29 protein-coding genes are annotated in these 25,916 nt (G+C 62.9%); 17 read left to right on the forward strand and 12 right to left on the reverse strand.

Going from position 1 to position 25,916, the window contains the following annotated elements; translation table 11 throughout:
* Positions 1 to 137 precede the first annotated feature (137 nt).
* Positions 138 to 686: an RBBP9/YdeN family alpha/beta hydrolase gene (locus tag ACSQ2Z_RS16350; protein ID WP_436082152.1), complete on the forward strand. Its 549-nt coding sequence runs from the start codon at positions 138 to 140 to the stop codon at positions 684 to 686.
* Positions 687 to 746: 60 nt separating this feature from the next.
* Here ACSQ2Z_RS16350 and ACSQ2Z_RS16355 read toward each other — a convergent pair whose 3' ends face one another.
* A complete protein-coding gene (locus ACSQ2Z_RS16355; RefSeq protein ID WP_436082153.1) occupies positions 747 to 1,346 on the reverse strand; it encodes a superoxide dismutase in 600 nt (199 codons plus the stop codon).
* 254 nt (positions 1,347 to 1,600) lie between these two features.
* Between ACSQ2Z_RS16355 and ACSQ2Z_RS16360 the strand changes: the two genes are divergently transcribed.
* From ACSQ2Z_RS16360 to ACSQ2Z_RS16375, 4 genes are all read left to right on the forward strand, one after another.
* Entirely contained in the window at positions 1,601 to 2,491 is an 891-nt protein-coding gene (locus ACSQ2Z_RS16360) for a dihydrodipicolinate synthase family protein (RefSeq protein WP_436082154.1), read from the forward strand.
* Between the two features lie 222 nt (positions 2,492 to 2,713).
* On the forward strand, positions 2,714 to 3,217 hold the full coding sequence (locus ACSQ2Z_RS16365) for a hypothetical protein (RefSeq protein WP_436082155.1): 504 nt from the start codon (positions 2,714 to 2,716) through the stop codon (positions 3,215 to 3,217).
* Positions 3,218 to 3,374: 157 nt separating this feature from the next.
* The gene (locus tag ACSQ2Z_RS16370; RefSeq protein WP_436082156.1) at positions 3,375 to 4,649 is read left to right on the forward strand and encodes a hypothetical protein; all 1,275 of its coding nucleotides are present in this window, start codon (positions 3,375 to 3,377) and stop codon (positions 4,647 to 4,649) included.
* A 13-nt stretch (positions 4,650 to 4,662) separates the two neighbouring features.
* Complete coding sequence (locus ACSQ2Z_RS16375; protein ID WP_436082157.1) at positions 4,663 to 5,469, forward strand: ATP-dependent Clp protease proteolytic subunit; 807 nt, start codon at positions 4,663 to 4,665, stop codon at positions 5,467 to 5,469.
* A gap of 22 nt (positions 5,470 to 5,491) precedes the next feature.
* Here ACSQ2Z_RS16375 and ACSQ2Z_RS16380 read toward each other — a convergent pair whose 3' ends face one another.
* From ACSQ2Z_RS16380 to ACSQ2Z_RS16395, 4 genes are all read right to left on the reverse strand, one after another.
* The gene (locus ACSQ2Z_RS16380) at positions 5,492 to 6,442 is read right to left on the reverse strand and encodes an MYG1 family protein (RefSeq protein WP_436082158.1); all 951 of its coding nucleotides are present in this window, start codon (positions 6,440 to 6,442) and stop codon (positions 5,492 to 5,494) included.
* A gap of 270 nt (positions 6,443 to 6,712) precedes the next feature.
* On the reverse strand, positions 6,713 to 6,853 hold the full coding sequence (locus ACSQ2Z_RS16385) for a hypothetical protein (protein ID WP_436081265.1): 141 nt from the start codon (positions 6,851 to 6,853) through the stop codon (positions 6,713 to 6,715).
* Positions 6,854 to 6,927: 74 nt separating this feature from the next.
* Positions 6,928 to 8,121: an IS91 family transposase gene (locus ACSQ2Z_RS16390; protein WP_436081266.1), complete on the reverse strand. Its 1,194-nt coding sequence runs from the start codon at positions 8,119 to 8,121 to the stop codon at positions 6,928 to 6,930.
* A 3-nt stretch (positions 8,122 to 8,124) separates the two neighbouring features.
* A complete protein-coding gene (locus ACSQ2Z_RS16395; protein ID WP_436081267.1) occupies positions 8,125 to 9,033 on the reverse strand; it encodes a tyrosine-type recombinase/integrase in 909 nt (302 codons plus the stop codon).
* A 360-nt stretch (positions 9,034 to 9,393) separates the two neighbouring features.
* On the opposite strand from ACSQ2Z_RS16395, the gene ACSQ2Z_RS16400 reads away from it, so the two are divergent.
* Complete coding sequence (locus ACSQ2Z_RS16400; RefSeq protein WP_436082159.1) at positions 9,394 to 9,831, forward strand: VOC family protein; 438 nt, start codon at positions 9,394 to 9,396, stop codon at positions 9,829 to 9,831.
* A gap of 170 nt (positions 9,832 to 10,001) precedes the next feature.
* Here the strand turns inward: ACSQ2Z_RS16400 and ACSQ2Z_RS16405 are convergent, their stop codons facing one another.
* Complete coding sequence (locus ACSQ2Z_RS16405) at positions 10,002 to 10,892, reverse strand: branched-chain amino acid aminotransferase (RefSeq protein ID WP_436082160.1); 891 nt, start codon at positions 10,890 to 10,892, stop codon at positions 10,002 to 10,004.
* Between the two features lie 325 nt (positions 10,893 to 11,217).
* Between ACSQ2Z_RS16405 and ACSQ2Z_RS16410 the strand changes: the two genes are divergently transcribed.
* The 3 genes from ACSQ2Z_RS16410 (at position 11,218) to ACSQ2Z_RS16420 (ending at position 12,832) form a co-directional block, all read left to right on the forward strand.
* Entirely contained in the window at positions 11,218 to 12,258 is a 1,041-nt protein-coding gene (locus ACSQ2Z_RS16410) for a zinc-dependent alcohol dehydrogenase family protein (RefSeq protein WP_436082161.1), read from the forward strand.
* Positions 12,259 to 12,396: 138 nt separating this feature from the next.
* Positions 12,397 to 12,564: a Thivi_2564 family membrane protein gene (locus ACSQ2Z_RS16415; protein WP_436082162.1), complete on the forward strand. Its 168-nt coding sequence runs from the start codon at positions 12,397 to 12,399 to the stop codon at positions 12,562 to 12,564.
* Positions 12,565 to 12,622: 58 nt separating this feature from the next.
* Positions 12,623 to 12,832 carry a hypothetical protein gene (locus ACSQ2Z_RS16420; protein ID WP_436082163.1) on the forward strand — a complete coding sequence of 70 codons (210 nt, stop codon included), beginning with the start codon at positions 12,623 to 12,625 and terminating at the stop codon, positions 12,830 to 12,832.
* Between the two features lie 287 nt (positions 12,833 to 13,119).
* Here the strand turns inward: ACSQ2Z_RS16420 and ACSQ2Z_RS16425 are convergent, their stop codons facing one another.
* Together ACSQ2Z_RS16425 and ACSQ2Z_RS16430 are read right to left on the reverse strand one after the other, a co-directional pair.
* The gene (locus tag ACSQ2Z_RS16425) at positions 13,120 to 13,542 is read right to left on the reverse strand and encodes a hypothetical protein (protein ID WP_436082164.1); all 423 of its coding nucleotides are present in this window, start codon (positions 13,540 to 13,542) and stop codon (positions 13,120 to 13,122) included.
* Between the two features lie 352 nt (positions 13,543 to 13,894).
* A complete protein-coding gene (locus ACSQ2Z_RS16430) occupies positions 13,895 to 14,266 on the reverse strand; it encodes a VanZ family protein (RefSeq protein WP_436082165.1) in 372 nt (123 codons plus the stop codon).
* 251 nt (positions 14,267 to 14,517) lie between these two features.
* Between ACSQ2Z_RS16430 and ACSQ2Z_RS16435 the strand changes: the two genes are divergently transcribed.
* The 4 genes from ACSQ2Z_RS16435 (at position 14,518) to ACSQ2Z_RS16450 (ending at position 18,856) form a co-directional block, all read left to right on the forward strand.
* Complete coding sequence (locus tag ACSQ2Z_RS16435) at positions 14,518 to 15,111, forward strand: phosphatase (RefSeq protein WP_436082166.1); 594 nt, start codon at positions 14,518 to 14,520, stop codon at positions 15,109 to 15,111.
* Positions 15,112 to 15,269: 158 nt separating this feature from the next.
* Positions 15,270 to 15,920, forward strand: coding sequence for a haloacid dehalogenase type II (locus ACSQ2Z_RS16440; RefSeq protein WP_436082167.1), 651 nt, complete (start codon positions 15,270 to 15,272; stop codon positions 15,918 to 15,920).
* A 98-nt stretch (positions 15,921 to 16,018) separates the two neighbouring features.
* Positions 16,019 to 16,786 carry a trans-aconitate 2-methyltransferase gene (gene tam, locus ACSQ2Z_RS16445; RefSeq protein ID WP_436082168.1) on the forward strand — a complete coding sequence of 256 codons (768 nt, stop codon included), beginning with the start codon at positions 16,019 to 16,021 and terminating at the stop codon, positions 16,784 to 16,786.
* A gap of 108 nt (positions 16,787 to 16,894) precedes the next feature.
* The gene (locus ACSQ2Z_RS16450) at positions 16,895 to 18,856 is read left to right on the forward strand and encodes an elongation factor G (RefSeq protein ID WP_436082169.1); all 1,962 of its coding nucleotides are present in this window, start codon (positions 16,895 to 16,897) and stop codon (positions 18,854 to 18,856) included.
* A gap of 17 nt (positions 18,857 to 18,873) precedes the next feature.
* Here ACSQ2Z_RS16450 and ACSQ2Z_RS16455 read toward each other — a convergent pair whose 3' ends face one another.
* Positions 18,874 to 19,476 carry a YdeI/OmpD-associated family protein gene (locus ACSQ2Z_RS16455; RefSeq protein WP_436082170.1) on the reverse strand — a complete coding sequence of 201 codons (603 nt, stop codon included), beginning with the start codon at positions 19,474 to 19,476 and terminating at the stop codon, positions 18,874 to 18,876.
* Positions 19,477 to 19,516: 40 nt separating this feature from the next.
* Positions 19,517 to 20,209, reverse strand: a complete 693-nt coding sequence (locus ACSQ2Z_RS16460) for a gamma-glutamylcyclotransferase (protein WP_436082171.1) — start codon at positions 20,207 to 20,209, stop codon at positions 19,517 to 19,519.
* Positions 20,210 to 20,521: 312 nt separating this feature from the next.
* On the opposite strand from ACSQ2Z_RS16460, the gene ACSQ2Z_RS16465 reads away from it, so the two are divergent.
* Positions 20,522 to 21,013 carry a histidine kinase gene (locus ACSQ2Z_RS16465; RefSeq protein ID WP_436082172.1) on the forward strand — a complete coding sequence of 164 codons (492 nt, stop codon included), beginning with the start codon at positions 20,522 to 20,524 and terminating at the stop codon, positions 21,011 to 21,013.
* Between the two features lie 42 nt (positions 21,014 to 21,055).
* Here ACSQ2Z_RS16465 and ACSQ2Z_RS16470 read toward each other — a convergent pair whose 3' ends face one another.
* Complete coding sequence (locus ACSQ2Z_RS16470; RefSeq protein WP_436082173.1) at positions 21,056 to 21,949, reverse strand: LysR family transcriptional regulator; 894 nt, start codon at positions 21,947 to 21,949, stop codon at positions 21,056 to 21,058.
* Positions 21,950 to 22,115: 166 nt separating this feature from the next.
* Between ACSQ2Z_RS16470 and ACSQ2Z_RS16475 the strand changes: the two genes are divergently transcribed.
* Both ACSQ2Z_RS16475 and ACSQ2Z_RS16480 read left to right on the forward strand, forming a co-directional pair.
* Positions 22,116 to 23,297 carry an MFS transporter gene (locus tag ACSQ2Z_RS16475; protein WP_436082174.1) on the forward strand — a complete coding sequence of 394 codons (1,182 nt, stop codon included), beginning with the start codon at positions 22,116 to 22,118 and terminating at the stop codon, positions 23,295 to 23,297.
* A gap of 144 nt (positions 23,298 to 23,441) precedes the next feature.
* The gene (locus ACSQ2Z_RS16480; RefSeq protein WP_436082175.1) at positions 23,442 to 24,278 is read left to right on the forward strand and encodes an aldo/keto reductase; all 837 of its coding nucleotides are present in this window, start codon (positions 23,442 to 23,444) and stop codon (positions 24,276 to 24,278) included.
* Positions 24,279 to 24,331: 53 nt separating this feature from the next.
* Here ACSQ2Z_RS16480 and ACSQ2Z_RS16485 read toward each other — a convergent pair whose 3' ends face one another.
* Positions 24,332 to 24,934: a cysteine hydrolase family protein gene (locus ACSQ2Z_RS16485; protein WP_436082176.1), complete on the reverse strand. Its 603-nt coding sequence runs from the start codon at positions 24,932 to 24,934 to the stop codon at positions 24,332 to 24,334.
* A gap of 86 nt (positions 24,935 to 25,020) precedes the next feature.
* On the opposite strand from ACSQ2Z_RS16485, the gene ACSQ2Z_RS16490 reads away from it, so the two are divergent.
* A complete protein-coding gene (locus ACSQ2Z_RS16490) occupies positions 25,021 to 25,881 on the forward strand; it encodes a LysR family transcriptional regulator (protein WP_436082177.1) in 861 nt (286 codons plus the stop codon).
* The last annotated feature ends 35 nt before the right edge of the window (positions 25,882 to 25,916 follow it).

Raw genomic sequence — 25,916 nt, forward strand, 5'->3', positions numbered from 1 at the left:
CACCTTCAATCCATCGTCAATCGGCAGCGTTTTCCGATGGGTTCTCATTCAAAACCACCCGCGTGTCCATCATCTTCGCACTGGCCCAGATATTTCAAGGCCAGATATTTCAAGGCCAGATATTTCAAGGAGAGACCATGACGGACATCATCATTCTGCCGGGGATCGGCGGATCGGGCGAAGGCCACTGGCAAACGCATTGGGAGAAGATAAATCCGCGGATGCGGCGCTTCCGGCCATCGGATTGGGACCGGCCGGACCTCGAGGACTGGATCGCCGCGCTGGAGCGCGAGGTCAAGCTGTCGGCGGCTCCGCCGTTACTGGTGGCGCACAGCCTCGCCTGCCTTCTTGTCGCGCATTGGCAGCAGGCATCCGCCCTGCCTGTCGCCGGAGCGTTTCTGGTCGCGGTTCCCGATCCCCGCACGCAAGCCTTCCCTGAGGAGGCGCGCGGCTTCGCCGATCCACCAGACGGTCCGTTGCGCATGCGCTCGTTGATCGTTGCCAGCAGCAACGATCCTTTCGGCACGACGGGCCATGCGAGAGAACGGGCCGAAGTGTGGGGGAGCGGCCTCGTCGGCATCGGTGCGGCCGGTCACGTTAACGGCCAAAGCGGCCTCGGCGACTGGCCGGTTGGCAGGAACCTTTTGACAGCGTTTGCCACCGGGCTTGCGGCGCCACGTTGCTGATGGAGACCGGAAAAAAACCCGGCATCGCTGCCGGGTTTCGTGTCCGTCGTAACGGAAAACTTATGCAGCGGCTTCGTAAAGCTCGAGCACGTAGTCCCAGTTGATCAGGCTGTCGACGAAGGCTTCGAGGTACTTCGGACGGGCGTTGCGGTAGTCGATGTAGTAGGAATGTTCCCAGACATCGACGCCGAGGATCGGCGAGGCACCGTGAACCAGCGGGTTTTCGCCGTTCGGCGTTTTGGAGATTTCAAGCTTGCCGTTCTTGACCGAGAGCCAGGCCCAACCCGAGCCGAACTGGCCGGTGCCGGCTGCGATCAAATCGGCGCGGAACTTGTCGTAGCCGCCGAGATCGGACTTGATGGCCGCGTCGAGCTTGGCCGGAAGCGCGGTGCCGCCGCCGCCCTTCTTCATCCACTTCCAGAAATGCACGTGGTTATAATGCTGGCCGGCATTGTTGAACAGCGGCTGGTTGGTGCCGTAGGACTTCTTGACGATTTCTTCCAGCGACAGACCGGAGAGACCGGCTTCCTCGGCAAGCTTGTTGCCGTTGGTCACGTAAGCGAGGTGATGCTTGTCGTGGTGATACTCGAGCGTTTCGCGCGACATGTAGGGCGCAAGCGCGTCGTAGTCGTAAGGCAGGTTCGGCAATTCGAAAGCCATGATGGTATCTCCTCTTCGTGGCTGGGTCCATGAAAGCCGGGCTGGAATTCATGAAAGAAATCGGTGAGGCGGAACATAGGGACCACCGCTGAAACAGGCAACCGCCGCCATGCCAAATTTCGCTACAGCCATGGAAAATACTTCTCGCGCGTGATTGTTCCATCCCGCGTGGACACAGGCGTAGCACCCGTGTTGACGCCAGCGTGGCAAACCGTCATGTCTGACGGCGGTGCCCTCTCCAAGGAGAATGATACATGTTGTTCCGTGGTCTCTCCGCCTTCCCGATCACGCCTGCCGACCCCCATGGACGCGTCGATGGCGCCGCTCTCAGCGCCTTACTTCGCCGCATCGCCGATGCAGGCGCCGATTCCGTCGGCCTGCTTGGGAGCACCGGCTCCTATATGTTTCTCAGCCGTGGGGAGAGACGCCGGGCCATTAAAACGGCTGTTGATTGCCTTGGCGGGCGCACCCCCATCATCGTCGGCGTCGGGGCTCTGCGCACCGACGAATCGATCGCCCTTGCCCGAGACGCGCGGGATGCCGGTGCGCAGGGGCTTCTGCTCGCGCCGGTATCCTACACACCGCTTGGTGACGACGAAGTCTTCGAGCACTTCGCTGCGGTCGCGGCAGCGACAGACCTGCCCGTCTGCGTCTACAACAATCCGGGCACGACGCATTTTTCCGTCAGCAATGTGCTTCTGAGGCGCCTCGCCGAGATCCCGACCATCGTTGCGGTGAAAAACCCTGCGCTGCCGGCCGCGGACATGCCCGCCGCTCATCGGGCGACGCAAAGTGCGCTTCCCGCCGATTTCGCGATCGGCTACAGCGGCGACTGGCTCGCGGCCGATGCGGTCCTGTCCGGCGGCGTTGCCTGGTACAGCGTCATCGCCGGGCTGCTGCCTGAGCCGGCCGTCAAGCTGATGCGGGCGGCGCAAGCCGGCGATCGCGCAGAAACACAGCGCATCAACAGCCTTTTCGAGCCGTTCTGGGCACTGTTTCGGGAATTGAGCAGCTACCGCGTCGTTCACGCCGCGGCAAATCTGCTCGATCTCAGCCACTTCGACCCGCCAAGACCGATCCTGCCGCTTTCGCCGGCCGATCGGCAGAGGGTGAAGGCAGCGCTCGACACGTTGTCGCCGGTCTAGCAGCGCCGTCAGTCACGCTCTGGCCGGAAAAAGATTGCCGGCGCGCTACCATTTGCGCGGGTGCTGCTCCAATTTCGATTGCGCAAACGCCTTGGACATATAAGTTCTATGCGGTTCCGGCCGGCATCGCTTCGATGCGCGAGGTCCCGGCGCCAAGCGTTTTCAGGTCTGCATATTTCATTCGGCGTTCGAAGATCGTTCAATCACGCGAGGGGAATTTCCATGGCCAATCCGTTGTCCACGCTCGGCATTATCCATACCGTCATCAGCGTCGTGCCTGTTGTCGCCGGCCTCTACGGCTTTTCAAAATACGGGGCAATCCTTCCAAAAACCGACTCGGGGCGGATCTATGTCATCACGCTCGTGCTTTCAGCCCTCACCGCCTTCGGCCTGTCGAGCACCGGCGGCTTCAATGCGGGGCATGCGATCGGCATCCTTGCCCTGCTGTCCGTCGCCTTCTCGCTAATCATCGCCTGGATCGGCTGGTTCGGTCGCCTCAACCGCTATCTGCAGGCGCTGTCGATGTCGTTCACCTTCTTCCTGCTGCTGGTGCCGGCGATCAACGAGACGCTGTCGCGCGTGCCGCCCGCAAACCCGATCGGCAACGGCCCGGACTCGGCCCCGGTGCAAACGGTGACGGCCATTTGGGCGGTGATCTTCCTGATCGCCATCTGTCTTCAGGCCTGGGCGATGCACCGCCGCGGAGGCATGGCGATGCCGGCCTGACGGTCTTCAGCAACGCCCGGAGCGCGGGAAGCCATGCGTCGGGCATCAGCGACCGTCACCCGTCCGTCGCCGAATGGTGCGGAATCCGCCCATTCGGCAGCCTTGATTTCGCCGGTATTTTAAGGGTTTGTTAAGCCAAACCAGCCGGAGAAATTCCATGGCGCTTGGCGCATCGCATCGCTTGCAGGACGGGATCGATGCCGTCGAAACCATGACCCGTTTTGCGCTGGCGGTGCTGGCGCTCGCATCAGGCGTCTACACCTATCTCGGGGTCCGCTCCATCCTCGACGGCTCGGCCACCGCCGTCTTCTTCGCGGCGCTGATCTATTCCAGCGCCGTCTCCGTCGCCATCTACGCCTTCTGGACCTATATGGCGCGGTTCTATCCGCATATCACCGGCGCTTCGGCACGCACCGCGATGCTCGGCATCATGGCGCTCGGCTGCCTGATGATCATCGCCATGGCAAGCTGGCTGAATGCCGCCGCCCTTGCCGGCTCGGCAGCGCTCGAACAGCATCTGGCCGAAACGGTCGAGGACTACACTGCCGATCTCGACCGGGCGCACCAGAATGCCCTTGCCGCGCAAAGCCTCTTGCCCGACATCCAGCGCACTTCCGAGCGCTTTCAGCGCCTGTCGGATCAGGAGCGCGAAAGCGGCGCACTGACCGGCACGACCGGCGCCGGCAGCGTCGTCCAGCTTCTCGGCCAGATGGCGGCGCAGCTCAAGGAGCTCGAAACCGGCATCTCGGCCTCGCGCGAGCGGGTCACCTCCCTCTTCGACGAAGGCCGCGCCCATCTTGCCACCATGCGCACGCTGGTCTCGGCGCCCGGCGCGATCGATCCGCGCGCCGAGCAATTCGCAGCCGAAGCCGTGGCACTGACCGGCACCATCACCTCGCTGGAGCAGACCTCCATCGCCGCCTCGGTCAAACGGGCGGCGGAAGACCTGTCGCTCGGCTTCATTGCCCCCGTCGCAAGCGGCGCCGAGGCCGATCTCGCCAACCGGCAGGACCAGGTGATGGAAACCATCCGCACCTCGGTCGCCGCCCAGTCCAAGGTGCTGTCGGAGGCAGCCGACCAGATCCTGACGCGCGAACCGGTCGACGAACGCCGCTTCGTGCCGCTCTCGTCGGCCGCCGCCGTGCTGCGCTATGCCTCTGATTTCATTCCGAGCTGGGCCGGCGCCATCTCCATCGATCTTTTGCCCGCCGTCCTCGTCTTCATGCTGTCGATCGCCCATGGCGCGCTGCGACGGCAGGAGCAGAAGCTGCCCTTTGCCGAGCGCATCACCGCAGCCGAGTTGCTGGAAGCGCTGCAGGTACAGAAGGCATTGCGGGCAAATGGGATCGATATCGAAGCCGCCGTTGCGGAAGCGGATGCGCAATCCAACATCGCCAGCTTCGACCTCTCCGGCAAGGGGCCGCGTAAATGAAAGGATCGCGCAAATGACGACGCGCGCACGACTGGAGGGTCTTGGGCAGAGGCTGAAAACCTATCTGCTATCTGCCGATGACGGCACGCTGATGCGCCATGTCTTCCAGGCGTTGCTGGCCACAGCCGTCGTCTTCATCCTCATCGACTGGAACGAACTGAGCGCCGCCAACCGGGACCTGTCCGGTTTCGACCCGCCGGAAACCATCCCCGTGCTGCCACCGGCGCTGACCGACGGCGAGCCGCAGAATGCGCCGTCCGAGCTTACCGCCGATCCGCAAACGCTGAAGCAAGCCATCCGCTTCGAGCTGCAGCCGGGCGGCATCCTCTCGGCGCAGGGTTCGATCGAACCGGGCGCCGCCGGACGTTTCGCCACGGAGATCGAGGCGCGCGGCGAATATGTCAAGACCGTGCTGCTCAACTCCCCCGGCGGCGCTGTCGGCGATGCGCTGGCGATCTCGAAGCTGATCCGCGACAAGAAGCTCGGCACCAAGGTCGCAAGCGGCGCGCTCTGCGCCTCCTCCTGCCCGATCATCATGGCCGGCGGCGTCATCCGCGAAGCCGAACAAGGGGCCGTCATCGGCGTGCACCAGATCTTCAACGGCTCGAAGGAAAAACTCTCGGCCGAACAGGCGATGTCCGAGGCGCAACGCACGACCGCCGACGTCAGCCGCCATCTGGAACAGATGGGCATCAAATCCGGCGTATGGCTGCACGCGCTCGAGACGCCGCCGGACCGGCTGTATTATCTGACGGCGGAGGAGATGAAGGACTTTGCGCTGGTGACAGATGGGGTCGGGGCGGTGGCGAAGGCGAGGTAGCCGAGGCGCTTGCCTGCGCTTCTTACTCGGCCGCCGCCACCTCGACGGAACCAGCGGAAACAGCCTCATCTACCGCCAGTTCGGCCATGGCGAGAGCAGCCTCGCGGGTCCGGGCGGCGGCAACGAAGCGGCCGTTATGGCAGAAGCTCGCCCCCTTCACCCCGCACGCCGCCTCCAGATCACCATTGGTCAGACCAGCCCAGGCGGCCGGCAGATCGGCCCGCGCCTCAAAGCCTTCGTCGGCGCGGCGGATGGTGGTCAGGCACCAATCCTTGTCGCGCGGATGAACGACGAACAGCAGGTGATCGGCGCCCGCCTTGACGATGGCGGGACGGAACGGCATTCCCATCGGCAGCTCCAGGATGCGCGCTTCGCCCGCATCCACAATGGCCTGGTGCACCAGCGCCTCGGCCCGCAGCTTTGCAGCACTTTGGGCGATCCTTGCCTCGACAAAACTGCGGGCAATGGCGAATGCCGCGTGGAAAGCGTGATCGTCGGCTTCAGGATCGGTCTCGTCGAAAACGGGCTTCAAGGTTTCCAGTAGTGCAGGCAAGGTGAGCCCCGCCAGCTTCCCGGCAACGGCGGGGCTGAGCGCTCCATTGTCCACCAGATCAACCGGCAGCACGAAGCTGGCATCGAAAGAGCCATGGATCGTCTCGACATGCGCTTCCGGAACGCCGGAAGCGGCGAGGTAGTCGCGGCCATAGTGCTTCCAGATCAATCCGAACGAACTGTAGGGCTGGCCGTCGTCGCGCAGCGGCGCACCGCGCTGATGGTGATCGAAGATGCGCGCATCAGGATCATAGGCGCCGCCGACATCGTAAATGATGCGGTCTGCACCGGGTGCGAGCCATTCCGGCGCCCGGCTGCGGATGAGACGCGCCTGCGGGAAAAGCCGGGTGAGGATAACGCTGGACAACAGCTCGTCGGCATGGAAGCCACCGGAATGGGTGACGAGGAATTCTGGGATCATGCCTGGATGCGCCTTGTTGCTTGCGGGGGCCGCTGGTGATGGGCACCAGATAACCATTGCGGGATGCCATCTCAACCCGTCTTTTGCGTTCGGTGTGCTTAGCGGAGACTTTCCTGCGAACGCAGGTGGCAACTGGCGCCCAGAAGCCGACGCAGCGCATTTCGAGGCTGGCGGCTGGAATCGTGAAGAGTTTCGGGCGCCGGCAGGCGTACGAAAGTCCCCGAGGAAGGAACCCGCGGTCCACAGGCGATGGCGATGGCTATGGGGATTTCAGATTTCCGCCAGTGGCGTCGGTGGCGCGAGCGCCGTCAGGAAGGACCAGGTGGATGGGGACAGACGATTTTGTTGTGCCCTTGCGCCGTGTTGTTGGCACGTCGCGCGGCGGGACGCGCCTGCTTCAATGTCGATCATCGGCATAGACTCGTGTGGGTTCGTTGCCTGAGGCTGAGTGCCTGCGGCTGGAGGCCGGATCATTTCATGCCGGGTCATGGGGTGGTCTCCCGGTTCGGTGTGGTTTTGTCCGGCGGTCCACGCGGCTGCCTCCACCGTTCGAACATCTCGATGATAATCATGCGTCCGCCGCAGCATGGGCATGGCGGGCGGAAGTCGTCCGGTTCGTCTGGGGTATCGTCATCAGGTGGCGCGGCGACGTTCAGCAGTTCGCGAGCGAGCGCGAGGCTGGCCTTGCGGGCGGAGCCGGCGAGGAGGCCGTAGTGCCGAATGCGGTGGAAGCCACGCGGCAGGACATGGATGAGGAAGCGGCGGATGAACTCGTCGGTTGCGAGCGTCATCACCTGCTGACGGTCGGCGCTGTGGCGGCGATAGTCCTTGTAGCGGAAGGTGATGCTGTCCTTGTCGAAGCGGATGAGGCGGCTGTTGGAGATCGCGACCCGATGGGTGTAGCGCGACAGATAGGCAAGCACGGCTTGAGGCCCGGCGAAGGGCGCCTTGGCATAAACCACCCAGCGCTTCTTCCGGACGGGGGCCAGGTGCCGCTGAAATGCCCGCCGGTCGGTGAAGTGCGCCATCGATCCGAAGAAGGTAAGCCTGCCGGTATCGTGCAGCCCGAGCAACCGAGTGAGGAACAGCCGGCGGAACAGCTTGCCTAGTACCCGTACCGGGAGCAGGAAGGCCGGGCGCGACGATACCCATCGGCTTCCGTCTGACGCGATGCCGCCACCCGGCACGATCATGTGGACATGCGGATGGTGCGTCATCGCCGATCCCCATGTGTGGAGCACGGCGGTGATGCCGATGCGCGCGCCGAGATGCTTTGGATCCGCCGCGATGGTCAGCATCGTCTCCGATGCCGCCTTGAACAGCAGGTCGTAGACTGCCGCTATGTTCTGGAACCCGATGTGGGCGACCTCGGCGGGCAGCGTGAACACGACGTGGAAGTAGCCGACCGGCAGCAGGTCGGCCTCGCGCTCGGCAAGCCATGTCCGCGCCGCGGCACCCTGACACTTCGGACAGTGCCGGTTGCGGCAGGAGTTATAGGCGATCCGCCACTGGCCGCAGTCCTCGCAAGCCTCGACGTGACCACCGAGGGCCGCGGTGCGACACTGCTCGATCGCCGACATGACCTTGAGTTGGGTGAGGCTCAGGTGTCCTGCATGGTCGGCCCGGTAGGCGGGGCCCGCCGCGCGGAAGATGTCGGCGACCTCGACAGAGGCGCGCACGGCTCAGCCGTCGGGCGATATCTCTCCCCGCTTGAACAGGCCGAGCTTGTCGAGCGGGCTTGTCACCGTTCGCACCGTGCGGGTCGCGACCTTGGTATAGAAAGCGGTGTTGTTCAGCTTGGCGTGCCCGAGCAGGACCTGGATGATCCGGATGTCCGTGCCGTCCTCCAGCAGGTGGGTGGCGAAGCTGTGGCGCAGCGTATGCGGCCCGACCCGCTTGGCGATGTCGGCGGCCTGGGCCGCCTCAACGACGATGCGATAGAGCTGCCGCGTGCTGATCGGCTTCATCGCGTGCTGTCCGGGGAACAGCCAGCCATCGCGGTGCATCACGCCCTGCTGCCGCCCGACCCGCCACCACTGGCGCAGCAATAAGAGCAGGTCTTGCGACAGCATGGCGTTGCGATACCGGCCGCCCTTGCCGCGCTCGACCCTGAGCAGCATGCGCTCACTGTCAATGTCGGCGACCTTCAGCATCGACACTTCGGCGACGCGAAGACCCGCACCATAGGCGACTGACAATGCGGCCTGGTGTTTCAGGCAGGTGGTGGCGTTTAGGAGGCGGGCAACCTCGTCGCGGCTGAGCACTACTGGCAGCGTGCGTGGGTGCGCCAGTCGAACGAGCTTGCGCGCCAGATCGGGACGATCAACCGTATGAGTGAAGAAGAAGCGTAGCGCCGACACGATGCTGTTCATGGTCGGCACGGGAACGCCGTCCTTCTGCTGCTCGATCTGGAACCGGCGCAGGTCGTCGGAGGTCGCTGTGCCTGGTGAGCGCCCAAGGAACGTCGCCAGGCGCCCGATATCGCGGAGATAGTTGCGCTGTGTCTCCCGTGAGAAACGCCGCATGTTCATGTCGTCGATCAGCCTCTGGCGCAGCGGGCTGATGGGTGCATCAAGAACTGAATGGGACATGGTCAGGCTCCTTGTTGAAGAAGCCCGTCATGGTCTGCTCACACCGAACGACGCTCAATGCATGCGCCACGACCGGTTGTTGATCTCTACCTCAACTGCGGGCGCCCTCCCGCGCAGCGGGTTCGTTCCACGGCGCAAAGCGGAAGTCCGATCCGGTGCATAATTCAAAAATGTTGAAATTGCCGGAAGGTATGACCGGAACATTGACGCAGCGAGCTCACTCAGCGCGAGGGCCAGGCGGGGATCGGATCGCCTGTCTTAGAAATTCGCCGCGGCCCGATTCCCGCGTGCTCACGACCGTGCCGAAGACTAACGGCCGTGCTATCATGCAAGGGTATGAGATCCGCGAAAGGAGGACCAATGAAACCTCAGATCGACGTGATCACGCTGGCCGTAGAGAACTTAGAGCGGGCGCTTGCCTTCTACCGGGCGCTTGGGCTCGAGTCGCCCGGTGTGACAGCAACCGAATTCGCTGGCGACGACACTCACCCCGCGGGGGCAGTAGTCATGTTCCGCCTCAACGGGGGGCAGATCCTCGCCCTCTATCCGCGCAGCGAACTCGCGAAAGACGCAGGCATCACGCAGGGGCCAGCGCAGAGCGGCGAGTTCAGTCTCGGTCACATTGTCGCGACTCGCGACGAGGTGGACGCGCTCTTGGCCAATGCCAGGGCGGCGGGGGCGCCCGTCACCGCCCTACACGACCGGCCCTGGGGCATCTACTCCGGCTACTTCCGCGACCTCGACGGACACCTGTGGGAAATCATCCACAACCCAACTAGCACCGACGCCACCACCTGATCGGGCTATATCGAGTGCAGAGACGGTCGCAGTCGAGGCCACAACCTAATTAGGTTTGGCATCCGCATCGACCTGATCAATTAGAGGCTTGTTAAAGGGGCAAAACACCCCCCTTGTCCTGCCGCCAAGAGCCATCCGCTTTCCGGGCGGATGGCTGATCTGCAGCGTCCTTACAAATCCTGCCGGCCTGTCGAATGCGCCCAGTCCATATAGGCATCCTTCGCCTTGGCGGCGATCGGGCCGGATTGCAGGTCGCGGTCTTCGAGGCGGGTGACGGGCAGGACCTTGGAATAGTTGCCGGTGGTGAAGATTTCGTCGGCGGTTTCGAAATCGGAGACGGTCATCGTCGTCTCGACTACCTCAAAGCCGGCGTCACGCAACAGCCCCATGACGCGCAGGCGGGTGATGCCGGCAAGGAAGGTCTTGTTGGCGGCCGGGGTAAAGACGACGCCGTCTTTCACCATGAAGACGTTGGAGGAGCCGGTTTCGGCGATGTTGCCGAGCATGTCGCGCACCAGCGCATTGTCGAAACCGCGCGATTGCGCCTCGCGGATGATGCGGCCGTTGTTGGGATAGAGGCAGCCGGCCTTGGCGTCCGTCGGCATGCATTCCATCGTCGGCCGGCGGAAAGGCGAAACGGTAAGCGAGGAGCCGCCATGACCGTTGCCCATCGGAGCCTCGAACAGGCAGAGCGCAAAGCGGGTCGATTCCGGATCGGCGGCGACAACGCTGCCGGACGAGCCGTGCTCGGCCCAGTACATCGGCTTGATATAGAGGGCGGTCTTGCCATCGAATTTCTTGCAACCCTCCCAGGCAAGGTTTTCGATATCCTCGGCGGTCACCACGGGCTTGAGGCCGAGCGCCAGCGCCGAGCGGTTGACGCGCTGGCAATGCAGGTCGAGATCGGGCGCGATGCCGTCGAACCAGCGGGCGCCGTCGAACACGGTCGAGCCGAGCCACATGGCATGCGAGGCCGGGCCGATCAGCGGCGGATTGCCGGAAAGCCATTCGCCATCGACATAGGTCCAGGTGGTGCTGCGCGGGGATGTATCGACGGCCATGACGGTCTCCTGTTTTTGTCTGATATCCGCAATAGCCGGAAAATCGAGAAGTGGGGTAAATAGGTACATCAAAAAAAGTCATGTCAGGCAATGGAGCGCAACGCATACCTCTCCCCTTGTGGGAGAGGACGCAAAATCAACATCTTAGCCGTAGGCTAAGTGTTAGATTTTGCTGGTGAGGGGATATCTCTGTTTCCCGGACCAACCCCCTCTCTTGCAATTTCTAGCACTTAGCTAAAGCTAAGATGCTGAAATTGCTTTCTCCCCCACCGAGGGGGAGATAGGAACGACTACGGCTGCCGCCCAAAGCACAAAGGACCATCCGATGAAAGCCATGTATTACGACGCCTTCGGCACGACGCCCGATATCCGCATGCTGCCCGACCCGACACCGAGCAAGGACGGCGTCGTCATCAAGGTCGAGGCGACCGGGCTTTGCCGCAGCGACTGGCATGGCTGGATGGGGCATGACCCGGACATCGCCCTGCCGCATGTGCCGGGCCACGAACTGGCCGGCACCGTTGCCGCCACCGGCAGGCAAGTGCTGCGCTACAAGGTTGGCGACCGGGTGACCGTTCCCTTCGTCTCCGGCTGCGGCCGCTGCGGCGAGTGTCATTCCGGCAACGCCCAGGTTTGCCCCAACCAGTTCCAGCCCGGCTTTACCCATTGGGGCTCGTTCGCCGAATATGTCGCGATCGACTTTGCCGACCAGAACCTCGTGCACCTGCCCGAAAACCTCGATTACGCCACGGCCGCCAGCCTTGGCTGTCGCTTTGCCACCTCGTTCCGCGCCATCGTCGACCAGGGCCGGGTGCGCGGCGGCGAGTGGGTGGCTGTGCATGGCTGCGGCGGCGTCGGCCTGTCGGCGATCATGATTGCGTCTGCGCTCGGCGCCAATGTCATCGGCATCGACATTTCCGAGACGAAGCTTTCCTTCGCCCGCGAGGTCGGCGCCGTCGCCACCATCGACGGCAGCGTCACCGGCGATATCGCTGAGGCGGTGCGCGAGATCACCAAGGGCGGCGCGCATGTCTCGATCGACGCGCTCGGCTCGCCGGTCACCTGCTTCAACTCGATCAAGAATCTCCGCCGCCGCGGCCGCCATGTTCAGGTCGGCCTGATGCTCGGCGAACATGCGGCGCCGCAGATCCCGATGGCGCAGGTGATCGGCCACGAACTCGAAATCTACGGCAGCCACGGCATGCAGGCCTGGCGCTATGAGGCGATGATGGCGATGCTCGAAACCGGCAAGCTCAACCCGCAAAAACTGATCGGCCGCCACATCAGCCTCGAAGAGGCGGTGCCGGCGCTGATGACGATGGACACGGCGCAGGATCTGGGGATCAGCGTGATCACGCAGTTTTAGCTCAAAGGGCAGAGCGGGCTATCGGGCGGCGTGTATGGTCCCCGGCGGCCAATGCGGCCTTCACGGCTTACATTCGGCGCGAAGCTCCCTATTTAACCATGGTGGTTGCAACGCGTCGTTGCTCATGGAGTGTGATAAATGGCATTATCCATGCTGATCAGTCTTGTGGTCACGGTTCTCGTCATTGTGCTTGTCCTCTATCTTGTCGAACGGCTGCCGATCGACGGCCGGATCAAGCAGCTCGTCCAGATCGTCGTGATCATCATCGGCATTGTGTCGCTGTTGAAATACCTCGCGGTCTTTTAACGGCGGCGGAGAGCAATCTCCTCTCCCTGCCATCAGCATTGCAAAGCGAGTTCATGGATTGACCGATAAAACCGACATCAAGGCTCCCGGCAAGGTCTCGGTGCGACGCAGCCAGGACGAAACCTCCGCGGCCGCCCTTGCAATCATCAAGGCGGAACTGGTGGCGCGAAACAAGAAGACAGCCATGCTGAAAGCCTTGCGGCTCGCACAGGAGCCCATCGCGGCAAAGCCGGTCAAAAAGGCCGCCGCGAAAAAGAAAAAGAAGTGAGGTTTTTCCCGCCTTTCCAGAGCGCCGGTCACAGCAATTGATTTCCCCTATTTCTGAAGTGCGCCGTGTCCACGGCGCGCAGACGTCGGGTCGATGGATCGAAGGCGATTTACGACAAATCTCCCTCTTCTCCCCGGCGGGGAGAAGTGCCGAGCGCATGCGAGGCGATGAGGGGGTTTTCTTAAGCGATTTCGGCGCCAGCCGCCCCCCTCATCTGGCCTTGCGGGCCACCTTCTCCCCGCTGGGGAGAAGAGGGAGCAAGCCGCAGACCGGTCTGCCGGGGTAAATTACGCCGCCCGGCGATACGCGAAGGTCTTGCCGCCGTCGGCGGTCGAGATCAGGCCCATGCGGTAAAGCGAGACGAGCACGCTGGAGACGGCGGGCATGACCTTGCGGCCCTGCTTGAAGGAGGAAGCGATGGTGCCGGCATCAAGCGCTGCGCCCGACGAGATGAGCCCGTTCATGACGAGGCCCGTCTGGGCGATATCGTCAGGCGGGAAGGCGGGCTTGGGGCCGGCCTTTTCGGTCGGTTGCGCGGCGATGCCGAAATCGGCTTCCAGCTGCTTAGCCTTTTCCTTTTCCGAGCCGAAGCGGGGGATCTGATAGTCCGGGCGCAGCCAGCGGACGGTAAGGCGGCAGATAGCCAGCGATATGGCGCGTGAAGACAGGCTGGAGGCGCCTTGGTCGGGGACTGATACGGTACCCTGCATTCGCCTTCGATATGATCGATCTGGGCTCATTCTCGAATACAAGCAAATGATTGAGCCTGACTATTTCGACAAGAAAACCCTCTATCACCTCGGCTTTGGTGGCTGACGCAGTATGTTCTCTAGAGTATTGGAACAGCGCGTAGTTCGCCCGCTCCTGCCCGCCTTCCTGCCCCTGCCAGCGCGTGATGAACGTCTCGACTACGTGCGTCAATGAATGCCATGCTCCCCTGTCGCCATCCTTTTTAAATCGGGCTGGCGATCTTGCAAGCGGCAAAACGTCCGCAATGTCGGCGGCGCGCGAGATCACCAGACGGCGTGCATGTCCCCGATCGACGGGCTCTACAGGCGAACGCTATTTTGAAGGCGTGCTTGCCGCCATCTCAGCCGGGGGCAGGACCTGGCCAAAGGGCCGGCGCGAAAGAATGCCGCGCCGAACGGTCAAAGCGATCTTGCCGGCGAGGATGCCGGTCACGGCCCCCACGGCCTTGACCAGGGCGTCGTCGAAACGCGCATGCCGGGTCGGGGAGAGTTCCTGCAGTATTTCAATTGCGAACGACGAGGCGACGAGAAACAGCGCCAGCGACATCCATCTCTTGGGGTAGGCGACGGCAAAGACCGCGCCTGCCAGGAAAAACGCGAACCCGCGATCCAAGCCGACCGTCATTATCGTTTGAGGGCGAAGCCCGATGGGCGAGACGGTCACAAACACCAGGGCCGCCAGCACGGCCCATGCCAGCCACTTGAAAAACTTACCTGTCATCATCCCGTCACAATAGCGGAGAGCATGCATATTGCAATGCACAACAGAATTATTGCAATGCGCAATTTGCCATACCAGGGACGCCGTCGCGTATCCGCTTCGGTGGATGACGACCCCGCAGCCCACTACCCTTGCGCGATGATCCGGTTTTTTCGCTTTCCCCTTCCCGCACGCGCCGCTATTTTCATATGGGCAACGGAATCAACGAGGCGACCATGGCACTTGCAGTTGAAAGGCGGGCGGCTGAGAGGCAGGCGGATGCGCTTTACACACCCTTGCTCGACACCAATCCGCCCCATCCGAATGGCTGGCCGATCAGGCTGATCGTCGCGTCGCAGACCGAGGCGCGGCACAATCGCGCGCCCTGGGCGCCGAGCCACCTGATCTCGATCCGGGCGCCGGGAACCAAGCTTCTGTCGATGATCGACCTGCCGGCTGAGCGGCATCTGGAATTGCTGTTTGGCGATGTCACCGATCCGGACGAGCCGGATGCGGCGCGGCCAGACGCGATTGAGCGGACCTTCGCCTTCATCGACGGGCTGCCGGAGGATGCGCATCTCTTGATCCACTGCCTGCGCGGCATCGGCCGCTCGACGGCTTTGACGCTCGGCATTCTTGCCCGCTACATGGAGCCCGAGGAGGCCGCGGCGGCGCTGCATGGCTTAAGGCCGGAAGCAAAGCCGAACCGGCATGTGACCGGCCTCTGCGACACGGCGCTCGGGCTCAAGGGGCGCCTGGCCAAGCAGGCGCTGCGGTTTCCGGCCAAGGTGTGGAAGCCCGCAAAGAGATCCACCTCGTCATCAGGTTGATCCACTTCGTCAGAATGATTGACATCAGAATGATTGTGCAATGCACAAATTTTTGACATGATCCCGGCAAAGAACCGTATGCAAGCGGCGATCAGGGTGCTGCCGCCTCTTTCACATCTTGAAAGGGACCGGCGCGAAGGGAATGACGGGAGGTTTTGATGTCTCATGCGGCCTATGTCTTTGATGCCTATGGCACACTGTTCGACGTCCACGCGGCCGTGCGCAAACATGCGGGCGCGATGGGGCCGGACGGCCAGGCGTTTTCCGATCTCTGGCGCGCCAAGCAGCTCGAATATTCCTGGATCCGCACCCTGATGGGCACGCACACCGATTTCTGGACGTTGACAGAACAGTCGCTGGACTACGCTTTTGCCCGGTTTCCCTCGGCTGACCGCAAGCTTAGGGCCGCACTGCTCGACGCCTACTGGCATCTCGACTGCTATCCGGAAGTGCCGGCCGTGCTGAAGAACCTGAAGCATCGCGGGGCGCGCATCGCCATCCTGTCGAACGGCACGCCGCAGATGCTGCAATCGGCGGTCAAGAAGGCCGGCCTCGACCTTATCATCGACGACATCTTCTCTGTCGAGACGGTGCGGGCGTTCAAGACCTCGCCCGCGGTCTACGACATGGTGACGACCACTTACCGGCTCTATCCGAACGCCGTCTCGTTCCAATCTTCCAACCGCTGGGACGTTGCGGGCGCCACCAAATTCGGCTTCCGCACCGTCTGGATCAATCGCGGCGACATGCCCGACGAATATGCCGATTTCGGTCCGGCGCTGATCCTGCCGTCGCTGGAAAGCCTTTAAAGGCGCAAGGCGCATTTTATTTTTGTCTTGCGCATGTCCGTGACCCCAAAACCGCCGCAGACTTGGGCAACATGCGTTAGCGCCAGAGGAGACAGCCGATGGCCTGGTCCGCCGAACAATACATGAAATTCGAGGACGAACGCACCTGGCCGGCGCGCGACCTTCTGGGACACGTGCCCAATCTGCCCGAGGGGGCCCTCTACGATCTCGGCTGCGGGCCCGGCAATTCGACCGAGCTCGTCCAGGACCGCTTTCCAGCCTATTTGCTGACCGGCGTCGACGCCGACGAGAACATGCTGGCGGCAGCGCGAAAGCGGATGACCCATACCCGCTTCGAAAAAGGCGATCTGGCGCGATGGACACCGCGCGAACCGGCCGCGCTGTTCTTCGCCAACGCCGTCTTCCACTGGCTGCCGGACCACCTTGATGTCTTCGACCGGCTGATGGATGACCTGGTCCCCGGCGGCACGCTTGCCGTGCAGATGCCGGACAATCTCGACGAACCGGCGCATGCCTTGATGCGGGAACTGGCCGACGATCGCCGCTTTTGCGAATTCTACGTCAACCGCGGGCGCCGCAACGCCCTTGCCGCCCCCGCCGTCTATCTCGACCGGCTGGCGCCGAAGTCGATCAAGATCGATGTCTGGCACACGATCTATTATCATCGCCTCGCCGATGCCGAAGCGATCGTCGAATGGGTGAAGGGCACCGGTCTGCGCCCCTATCTCGACGTTCTGCCGCCTGATGTGCGTGAGGCCTATCTTGCCGCCTATCTCCGACGGATCCGGGAAGTCTATCCGCCGCTCGCGGACGGTCATGTGCTTTTGAAATTCCCGAGGCTGTTTCTCGTCGCGGTCAGGCGGTAGGTGTCGCGCTTTAACCAATAAGAAAAATTGTCCCTCTGGCGCGGCGGGCCGTATCAGGGCATCCTGTGAGGGCCGAGAATTGTAGTTATGGCAGGTGGAGGACCGCCCATGCGCTGCTTTACTGTACTTGGACCCTCGCAAACCGGAAAATCGACGATCGTGGAGAAGCTCGGCTCGTTGGAGGGAGCGCCGAGAAAATCCAATTCCCCCTATGGATTGAACCTGACGGAATTCAGTTTCGGAAACGAAGCGTGGTGTGCGCTCGATGCGCCCGGGGGAAACGAAGCGCTGGTGCATGCGCAGCATGCGCTTCTTGCCAGCGACGCCTGCATCCTATGCGTTTCGCCAGCGCCCGACGAGGCCGTGCTCGCGGCGCCCTATCTGCGGGTGATCGAAGCCTCGGGGACGCCGTGCATCCTTTTCGTCAACCGCATGGATGAGCCGAGGGGGCGGCTCAGGGACGTGATCGCGGCGCTCCAGGACTATGCCGGCCACACACTTCTCCTTCGCCAGATTCCGATCCGCGAAGATGACAGGATCGTTGGCAGTTGCGACCTGATTTCGGAACGGGCATGGCGCTACCGGGAAGGCCAGACGTCGGCGCTGATCGCTATCCCCGAAAGTGCAGCGGAGCGCGAAAGCGAGGCGCGTACCGAACTCCTGGAACACCTGTCCGAATTCGATGACTGGCTTCTTGAGGAACTGATCGAAGACCGCGAGCCGCAAAGTGACGCACTCTACGCCATCTCCTCGCGGGTCCTGAAGGAAAACCGGATCATCCCGGTGCTGATCGGTGCCGCAAGCCATGGCAACGGCATGATGCGGCTGATGAAGGCGTTGCGCCATGAGGCGCCGCCTATCGACATGCTTCGCAAGCGCCTTGCCAGCGCCGGAACTGTCGACGAAGGCAAGCTGACGGCCGTGAGCTTCCACGCCTACCATCGTCAGAATGTCGGCAAGACGGTGCTCGTGCGCGCCCTTGGCGAGGGCTTGAGGCAAGGCGTATCACTGGGCGGCGCCAGTCTGGGCGCTGTGCAGGATCCTGCAAACGGCCGGTCCAACTCGGTCGTCTTGCCAGCGCCGGGGGAGGTTTTCGCAACCGTCAAGTCCGACCACCTGCCCGTTCCATCGCTTCTGACCTCCGACGCGGCTGTGGCCGCACCGGAGTGGACGGAACCACCGACGCCGATGCTGGAAAGAATCCTCGTGCCGGGCAGCGAACGGGACGAGAACAAGCTCTCCGAAACACTGGCAAAGCTTTCCGAGGCGGACCGCGGCCTCAAAGTCCGCCAGGAGGAAGGGACCGGTGCCCAGCTCGTCTGCGCCCAGGGACCGGTGCACCTGCGCGATCTCTGCCGGACCCTGTCCGACGTGTTTCACATCGCCGTCACCGACCGGACACCCAGCCCGATCTACCGCGAGACGATATCGAAACCATCGGAGGTTCACTACCGCCATCGCAAGCAGACCGGCGGCGCCGGGCAATTCGCGGACGTGAAACTGAGCATCCATCCCAACGGGCGCGGCCAGGGGTTCACCTTCGGTGAAACCGTCAAGGGTGGCGTCGTTCCGCGCAATTACATCCCGGCCGTCGAAGCGGGCGCGCGCGAGGCGATGGACAAAGGCCCGCTCGGCTTCCAGGTCATCGATGTCGGCGTGACGCTGACCGATGGGCAGCACCACACCGTCGACAGTTCGGAATATGCTTTCCGGACGGCGGCGAAAATGGGGGTGCGGCAGGCGTTGTCGGAAGGATCGGCCGTCTTGATGCAGCCGGTCTTCCGCAGCGAAATCCACATTCCGTCGGTCTATTCGGGCAACCTCGTGCAGATCGTCTCCGCCCTCAAGGGGCAGGTGCTCGGTTTCGACCGGGATGAAACCGCCAAGGGATGGGACATCTTCCGGGCTCTCGTTCCCGGCGGCGCGCTCGACGAACTGGCCCGGGCGCTACGCTCGGCGACGCAAGGGATCGGTTATTTTTCCAAGACCTTCGATCATTTCGAGGAGCTCTACGGCAAGGAAGCGGACGCCATCGTCAAGACGCACGGTATGCAGCGCGCCGAGCACTGAAGCGACGGCATCAAACGCTACGACACCTTCCCTCTGCGCGGGTGGATGGTTTCGCCGCGGGCGAGCATGGCGACCAGTTTCTCGATGGTCCGCTCGCGTGTTTCCGATTTCGTCGCAGTCTGGACGCGGTAGAGCACGGCATAGCGGTTAGCGCTATCCAACGTGTCGAACAGGTTCTTTGCGCTTTCGTTTTCATCGAGTGCCTGTTGCAGATCATTCGGCACCGTAGCGTTACCTTGGGAATCATAGGCCGCCTCCCAGCGTCCGTCCGCCTTGGCCTTTTCGATCTCCGCAAGCCCAGTCGGACCCATCCGGCCCTCCTTGATCAACGCCTGTGCCCGCTTGCAATTGATCGCCGACCACTTGCTTTTGGGCCGGCGCGGCGTGAACCGGATCAGCCAGTAGTTCTCGTCGAAGGGCTTGAGCTGGCCGTCGATCCAACCATGGCAGAGGGCCACGTCGATGGCCTCCGGCTTCGAGACACTCGGCACGCCAGAGGCCTTCTTTGCGAATTTGAGCCATAGCCCATTCGCGGAGACGGGCTGGCTTGCAAGCCAACTCTCCCATTCCCCGGCGGTCCTAAAGGCCAACACAGGCAGGTCGGATTGATTGTTCGGCATGACGTCTCCCTCCAGCTCGCCACAATGACGACGCGTCGGTTTATCGATGGATCGACCTGATCTCGTCGGCCACAAGCTGTTGCAGGCGCCAGAGATTGCGGTCGCGAATGCCGAAATCCTCGAGATGAGAGACGGTGTTGTAGAGATATTCCGCGCAGGATCCGAGATGACCGCAGGCGCGCGCAAGGATGCCTGCGACCTCATCCAGTGGCCGGCGGGAGAGGATGCGCTCGCCCGTCGCCCCGACCCAGAACCCCAGTGCCCGGCAGGGGCCGCTCTCGGATTTTAACGGCAGCCACTGGACAGCATCGATATTCTCGAAAGAACTGACTTCCCGCCGCAGCATGCGCTCGATCTGCCCGACGCGATCACCGTCCGGCAAACGATAGATGACGCCGTCGCACCGCCCGCCGCGCTCCAGCGCCATCATCAGCCCCGGCTGCTCGCGCGAGCCGCGCCAGCGATTGATGTGCAGACAGAAGGATCGATGCCAGCCGAACGCGGTCGCCCGTTGCCTGTCGATCGCCTCGAACTCCGGCTTCCAGATTAGCGAGCCATAGGCGAACACCCAAAGCGGCTGCCCCAGGCTTTCCCGATCGAGCCGTCCGGCGAGTTCCCCATAGCCTTCATCGCTGATGGCGGTCCAGCGTCCGTCAGGACCGGGATCGACAATGTCGCGGTGACAGAGCGCCACCAGATCGGGCGTCAGGGACATTTCTCGCAGCTTGGGCATGTCGTCGGGACTCGGCATCGGCAAGGAAGCATGGGGTGGATCGTACCGCGTCAAATTGCCAGAGCCATCCTGCCAGTCAAGCCATGAGCGAGATGCATCGTGAAAGGCGCAAATTGACCGAAATTTGGAGAGCATGTCTTTACGGGTTTCACGTATTTCTAAGGCTGCGAAACATACGATTGCCGGGCTCTGGGGAGACGGGAAGAGGCGTTGCGATGCTCTGCAGCCGCGCTCAGCCAGGCGCTTTTTTCGAACCAAACTGACAACGGACATTTTTCAGCATCAAACGCTGAACCCTTAAGGAAGCACCTGATGAAAAAGACCTTTGCCGCGGCCGTCATCGCCGCATTCCTGCCGGCAATTTCGCACGCCGCGACCCTGAATTTTCCGAGCGATGCACCCGTCGCATCGATCACGATCCCCGACGACTGGGGGCCGAAGGAGACCGAGACGGGTATCGACGCCACATCGGACGATAACGCCATCTATATTTCCATCGACGTCGCCGACGGCGAAACGAGCGACAAGGTGGTCGAAGATGCCGTCGCCTTCCTTGAGAAGAATGGCGTCAAGATCGACGCGTCGACACAGAAGGAAAGCAGCGAGAAGCTCAACGGCATGGAGATGACCAATCTCGACTGGTCAGGTAGCGACAATGATGGCGACGTCAGCGTCGGCCTTTCGTTCCTGTCGCCGAAGGCGGGCAAGCTTCTGGTCATTACCTATTGGGGTACGAAGGGAATGCAGGAACAGCATGGCCCCGAACTCCAGGCGATCATCACATCCCTGAAGGCTGCCGAATAGGCGATTGAACCTCCGGCGGGCGGTGGGCGTCCGCCTTTTTCGTCATACCCGCTCGGCCAGAAAGTCGATGAACGCCCGGATGCGGGCCGCGAGATGTTCGTGGCCCGCAAAGACCGCGTAAAACTGTTCCGGCTCGATCGGGTTGTAGTCCTTCAGCACCTCGACCAGAGCGCCTTTTTCGAGGTCCCGCTCGACGTGGAACTTGCCGATGCGGGCGATGCCGAGCCCCTGCAGGCAGAGATGGCGGGCAATCGAGCCGCTCGCCGCCTGCACATTGCCCGAAACCGGGCTCAGATACACCGAGCTGCCGCCGGGGTCACGGAACGGCCATTCGCCGGGCGTCCTGCCGAAGGCGAACGTGATGCAGTTGTGGCCGGCCAGATCAGCGGGCGTCTTCGGCTCGCCGCGACGCGCGAGATAGCCGGGCGTGGCGACGGTGATGCGATGGCTGTCGAGCAGCTTCCTCGCTTTCAGGGATGAATCGCGCATCGGACCAACGCGGATCGCCACGTCGGTTCTCTCCTCGATCAGATCAATGAGGCTGTCCGATAGCGAAAGTTCGAGCCGGACCTCCGGATAGAGCGCCAGGAATTCGCCGGCAAGCGGCAGGATGTAGCATTCGCCGAAACCGACCGAAGCATTAACGCGCAGCAGGCCGCGCGGCGTTGCCTGGCCGCCCTCGGCGACAAGCCGCTCGGTCTCGGCGATGTCTGCCAGGATGCGTTGCGCCCGGTTGAGGTAGATTTCCCCTTCCGGCGTCAGGAGCAGCGAGCGGGTCGTGCGCACCAAAAGGCGCGTGCCGAGCCGGTCTTCGATGCGGGTGACGAGCTTGCTGACGGCTGACGGCGACAGCTTCAGCCGCCGCCCGGCTGCGGAAAAGCTCTTCAGCTGCGCCGCCGTGACGAAAACCTCCATTTCCCCTGCCCGGTTATCCATCGCCGCTCCATGTGAATTGGTTTCACAGGTATTTATCCATTCATCACAATTATCGCGCAAGTGCCTTTGGCCCATAGTCCGCCCAACGAAACCCAGCGACGGCCCGGAGATCCTGTGTGCCGCCACCAACCCGCCCGGCCTCCCACGGGCAACCAAAGGTGTTCCCATGCCTCTTGCCCTCTATGCACTGACGATCGCCGCCTATGCGATCGGAACCACCGAATTCGTCATTGTCGGCCTGTTACCGACGGTTGCTGTCGATCTCGGCATCACGCTGCCCCTCGCCGGGCTGATCGTGTCGATCTATGCGCTCGGCGTCACCTTCGGTGCGCCGATCCTCACCGCGTTGACCGGCCGGATCGAGCGCAAGCCGCTGCTTCTTAGCCTGATGATGCTGTTCATTGCCGGCAACGCGCTGGCGGGCTTGAGCTCCTCCTACCAGATGCTGCTGGTCGCCCGCATCCTCACCGCCTTCGCGCACGGCGTGTTCTTCTCCGTCGGCGCGACCATTGCCGCCGATCTCGTGCCGGCAAACCGCCGTGCCTCGGCCATCGCGCTGATGTTCACGGGGCTCACGGTCGCCATCGTCACCGGCGTTCCGCTCGGCACCTTCATCGGCCAGACCTTCGGTTGGCGTGCCACCTTCTGGGCGGTTGCCGGCCTCGGTGCCATCGCGCTCACCGCGATTGGCGTGCTTCTTCCGTCCGCGCTGTCCAAGGCGGCCCCGGCCAGCATTCTCGACCAGGTTCGCGTGCTCGGCTCGGGGCGCTTGCTTCTCGTCTTCGGCATGACGGCACTCGGCTATGGCGGCACCTTCGTCACCTTCACCTTCCTTGCGCCGATGCTTGAGGAAATCACCGGCTTTGCCGCCTCTTCGGTCAGCCTGGTGCTCGTGCTCTACGGCCTGGCGATCGCGGCCGGCAACATCATCGGCGGCCGCATTGCCGACCGCAGTCCGGTGAAGGCGCTGACCGGGCTGTTTGCGGCGCAGGCCGCCGTGCTGGTGATCTTCACCTTCACCTCGGTCTCGGCGATCCCTGCCCTGATCACGCTTGCGGCCCTCGGCTTCCTGTCCTTTGCCAACGTGCCCGGCCTGCAGCTCTATGTCGTGCAGCTTGCCAAGCAACACCGCCCCGGCGCCGTCGACGTCGCCTCGGCACTCAACATCGCCGCCTTCAACCTTGGCATTGCTGCCGGCGCCTGGATCGGCGGCCTGGTGGTCGCCTCGCCGCTCGGCCTGCAGGCGACGCCATGGGTGGGGGCAGGTCTGGTTGCCGGTGCTTTGGTTCTGACGATGGTCAGTAGTGCGCTGGACCGCCGACCGGGCGCCATCGCTCAAACCGCATGATCCGGCCGCATGATCCGGCCGCTAGATCCAAGGGCCGCTTGATCCAAAGGCGGCTTGACCCGGCCCCAGCGTGCCACATCTATAGATTTGAGCCTTTCAAACGCCCGGCAGCGCTCGCCGGGCAGCCTCGAAAAGGAGAGTTTCATGCAACCGATTGTCAACGCCAACGGCGCCATCATTCCGGCCCTCGGTTTCGGCACCTTCCGCATGTCAGGCCCCGACGTGCTGCGCATCGTACCGGAAGCCCTGAACATCGGCTTCCGCCATATCGATACCGCGCAGGTCTACGGCAACGAAGCGGAAGTCGGCACCGCCATCGGGCAATCGGACATCCCCCGTTCCGATATCTTCCTCACCACCAAGGTCTGGGTCGACAACTACAGGCAAGGCGCCTTTTCCGCTTCGGTCGATGAAAGCCTGCAGAAGCTCAAGACCGACTATATTGATCTCCTGCTCCTCCACTGGCCCGGAAGCCCCGTGCCACTCGCCGAGCAGATCGAGCGCCTCAACGCCGTCCAGCAGGACGGCAAGGTTCGCCATATCGGCCTCAGCAACTTCAATACCCACCAGATGGACGAGGCCGCACGGCTGAGCGTAGCGCCACTGGTCACCAACCAGGTCGAATATCATCCCTATCTCGATCAGTTGAAGGTGCTTGAGGACGCCGAACGGCTCGGCATGTCGATCACGGCCTATTATGCGATGGCCGATGGTCGCGCGCCGAGGGATCCGGTACTCAACGATATCGGCAGCCACCACGGCAAGACCGCCGCTCAGGTCGCGTTGCGCTGGCTGATCCAGCAGTACGGCGTTGTCGCCCTGACGAAGACCGCGACGCAATCGCGGCTTGCCGAAAACTTCGATATCTTCGATTTCGTGCTGTCGGCAGACGAGATGAAGGCGATCCACCTGCTTGCCACGCCGGACGGCCGCATCGCCAATCCGCAGGGTCTCGCCCCGGTCTGGGACGAAGCCGCCTGAACGGCAAAACGTTGCGGCCGCCGGGTATGATCCGGCGGCCGTTTTCCCAGACTCTAGCGGACCAGATCGGCGACATCGGCAATCAAGCCGTGCGTATCGGCCAGGGCTGCCAGCGTCGCCCGATGCAGGTTAGCTGCATGTACGACGCCCGACGGCAGCGGCAGGTCGCGCGTGGCGCAGGCGTCGCCCGCGACCGTGATCGAATAGTCGCGATCACGCGCGGCCCGGACGGTGGACGAGACGCAATTGTGGGTCATGAAGCCCGCGACGACGATCTTCCGGCCGGCCGGTCCGATGAGCGCTTCAAGCCGGGTTTCGGCAAAGGCATTGGCCCGGGTCTTTTCAACGACCGCCTCGCCTTCCACAGGCGCGACAGCCGGGATAAAGGCACCCCTGAACGCGCCCCGGTCGAAGAGACCGTCCGCCTCGCCCCGATGGGCCACATGGATGATCCGCGACCCCGCCGCGCGTGCGGCCTGCAAAAGGATCGCCGCCCGCTCCACCGCAACCTCCGCCCCAACCAGCGCCAGCGGTCCGGAGAGATATTCATTCTGGTAATCGATCAGGATCAGGGTCGCGTCCGAAAGGACAGGTGGCATCAAAACCACACCGGCGAGCGAGAGGATTGTGGTGGCGGGCATCGTCGTGTCGGTCATGAAAAACTCCCTTGCAGATTGGAATGGCCAAGACTACCAATCTGCACGGACACAGGCATACCCGAAATTTTCAAGGACAAAGCTGCATGAATGCAGGTTCATACTGGGCCGATCTGGAACTTCTCGATCACATTTTGCGGCATCGCACCTTATCCGGTGCTGCCGCTGCTCTCGGCGTCGACCAGACGACAGTGTCACGCCGGCTCGCAGCACTCGAGCGCCGCATCGGCAGCGCGCTTTTCGACCGCATCGACGGCAAGCTCGTTGCCACCCCGCCGCTTTCCGGCATCATCGACCGGCTGCGGACGATCTCTCAGGAGGCTTCGCTGTCGATCTCCTCGCTGATGCGGGCGACTGCAGAATTGAAGGATCATGTCCGCGTCACCAGCGTCGGCTTCGTCCTTTCAGCCTTTCTCGCTCCGGCGCTCGATATTTTCGTCAGGCAGAATCCCGGCATCAGCCTTGATTTTGTCGCTGACGATCAAGCCCTGAGCTTCGAGCGGCGCGAGGCCGACATCGCGCTACGTTTTGGCAGGACGGCAGAGCAGGACACGAAGATCCGCAGCCTCGGAACCCTGCGTTTCCATCTCTGCCGCCCATCTGGCGTCGACGAACAAACGGCTGGGCAGGTTGTGGTGCGCTATGGCGAGCGCCTGGCGCATGTTCCGGAGATGCAGGCGCTGGACCGATTGCGGCCGCATGCCCGCACGGCGTTGACATCGACCCGCCTCGACGTGCTGATTGCCGCCTCGCTGGCTTTGGGTGCCGATCTCATGCTGCCGGAGAGTTTTGCACGCCAGGACGCGCGATTCGATCTTGTCGTGGAGCCGAACGCCACCGCAGAGCGCCCGCTATTCCTGCTGACGCATCCGGAGCGCGCCAAGGTGCCGGCGGTGGCGCTGACGGCCGAATGGATCGCCGAGACCGTCAAGGCCTGGCAGAACTGATCAGCGCCGGCACCGGTGGTGTTCACGGCCGCCTT

This window comes from Pararhizobium sp. LjRoot235 (assembly GCF_964254145.1).
GTDB lineage: Bacteria > Pseudomonadota > Alphaproteobacteria > Rhizobiales > Rhizobiaceae > Pararhizobium.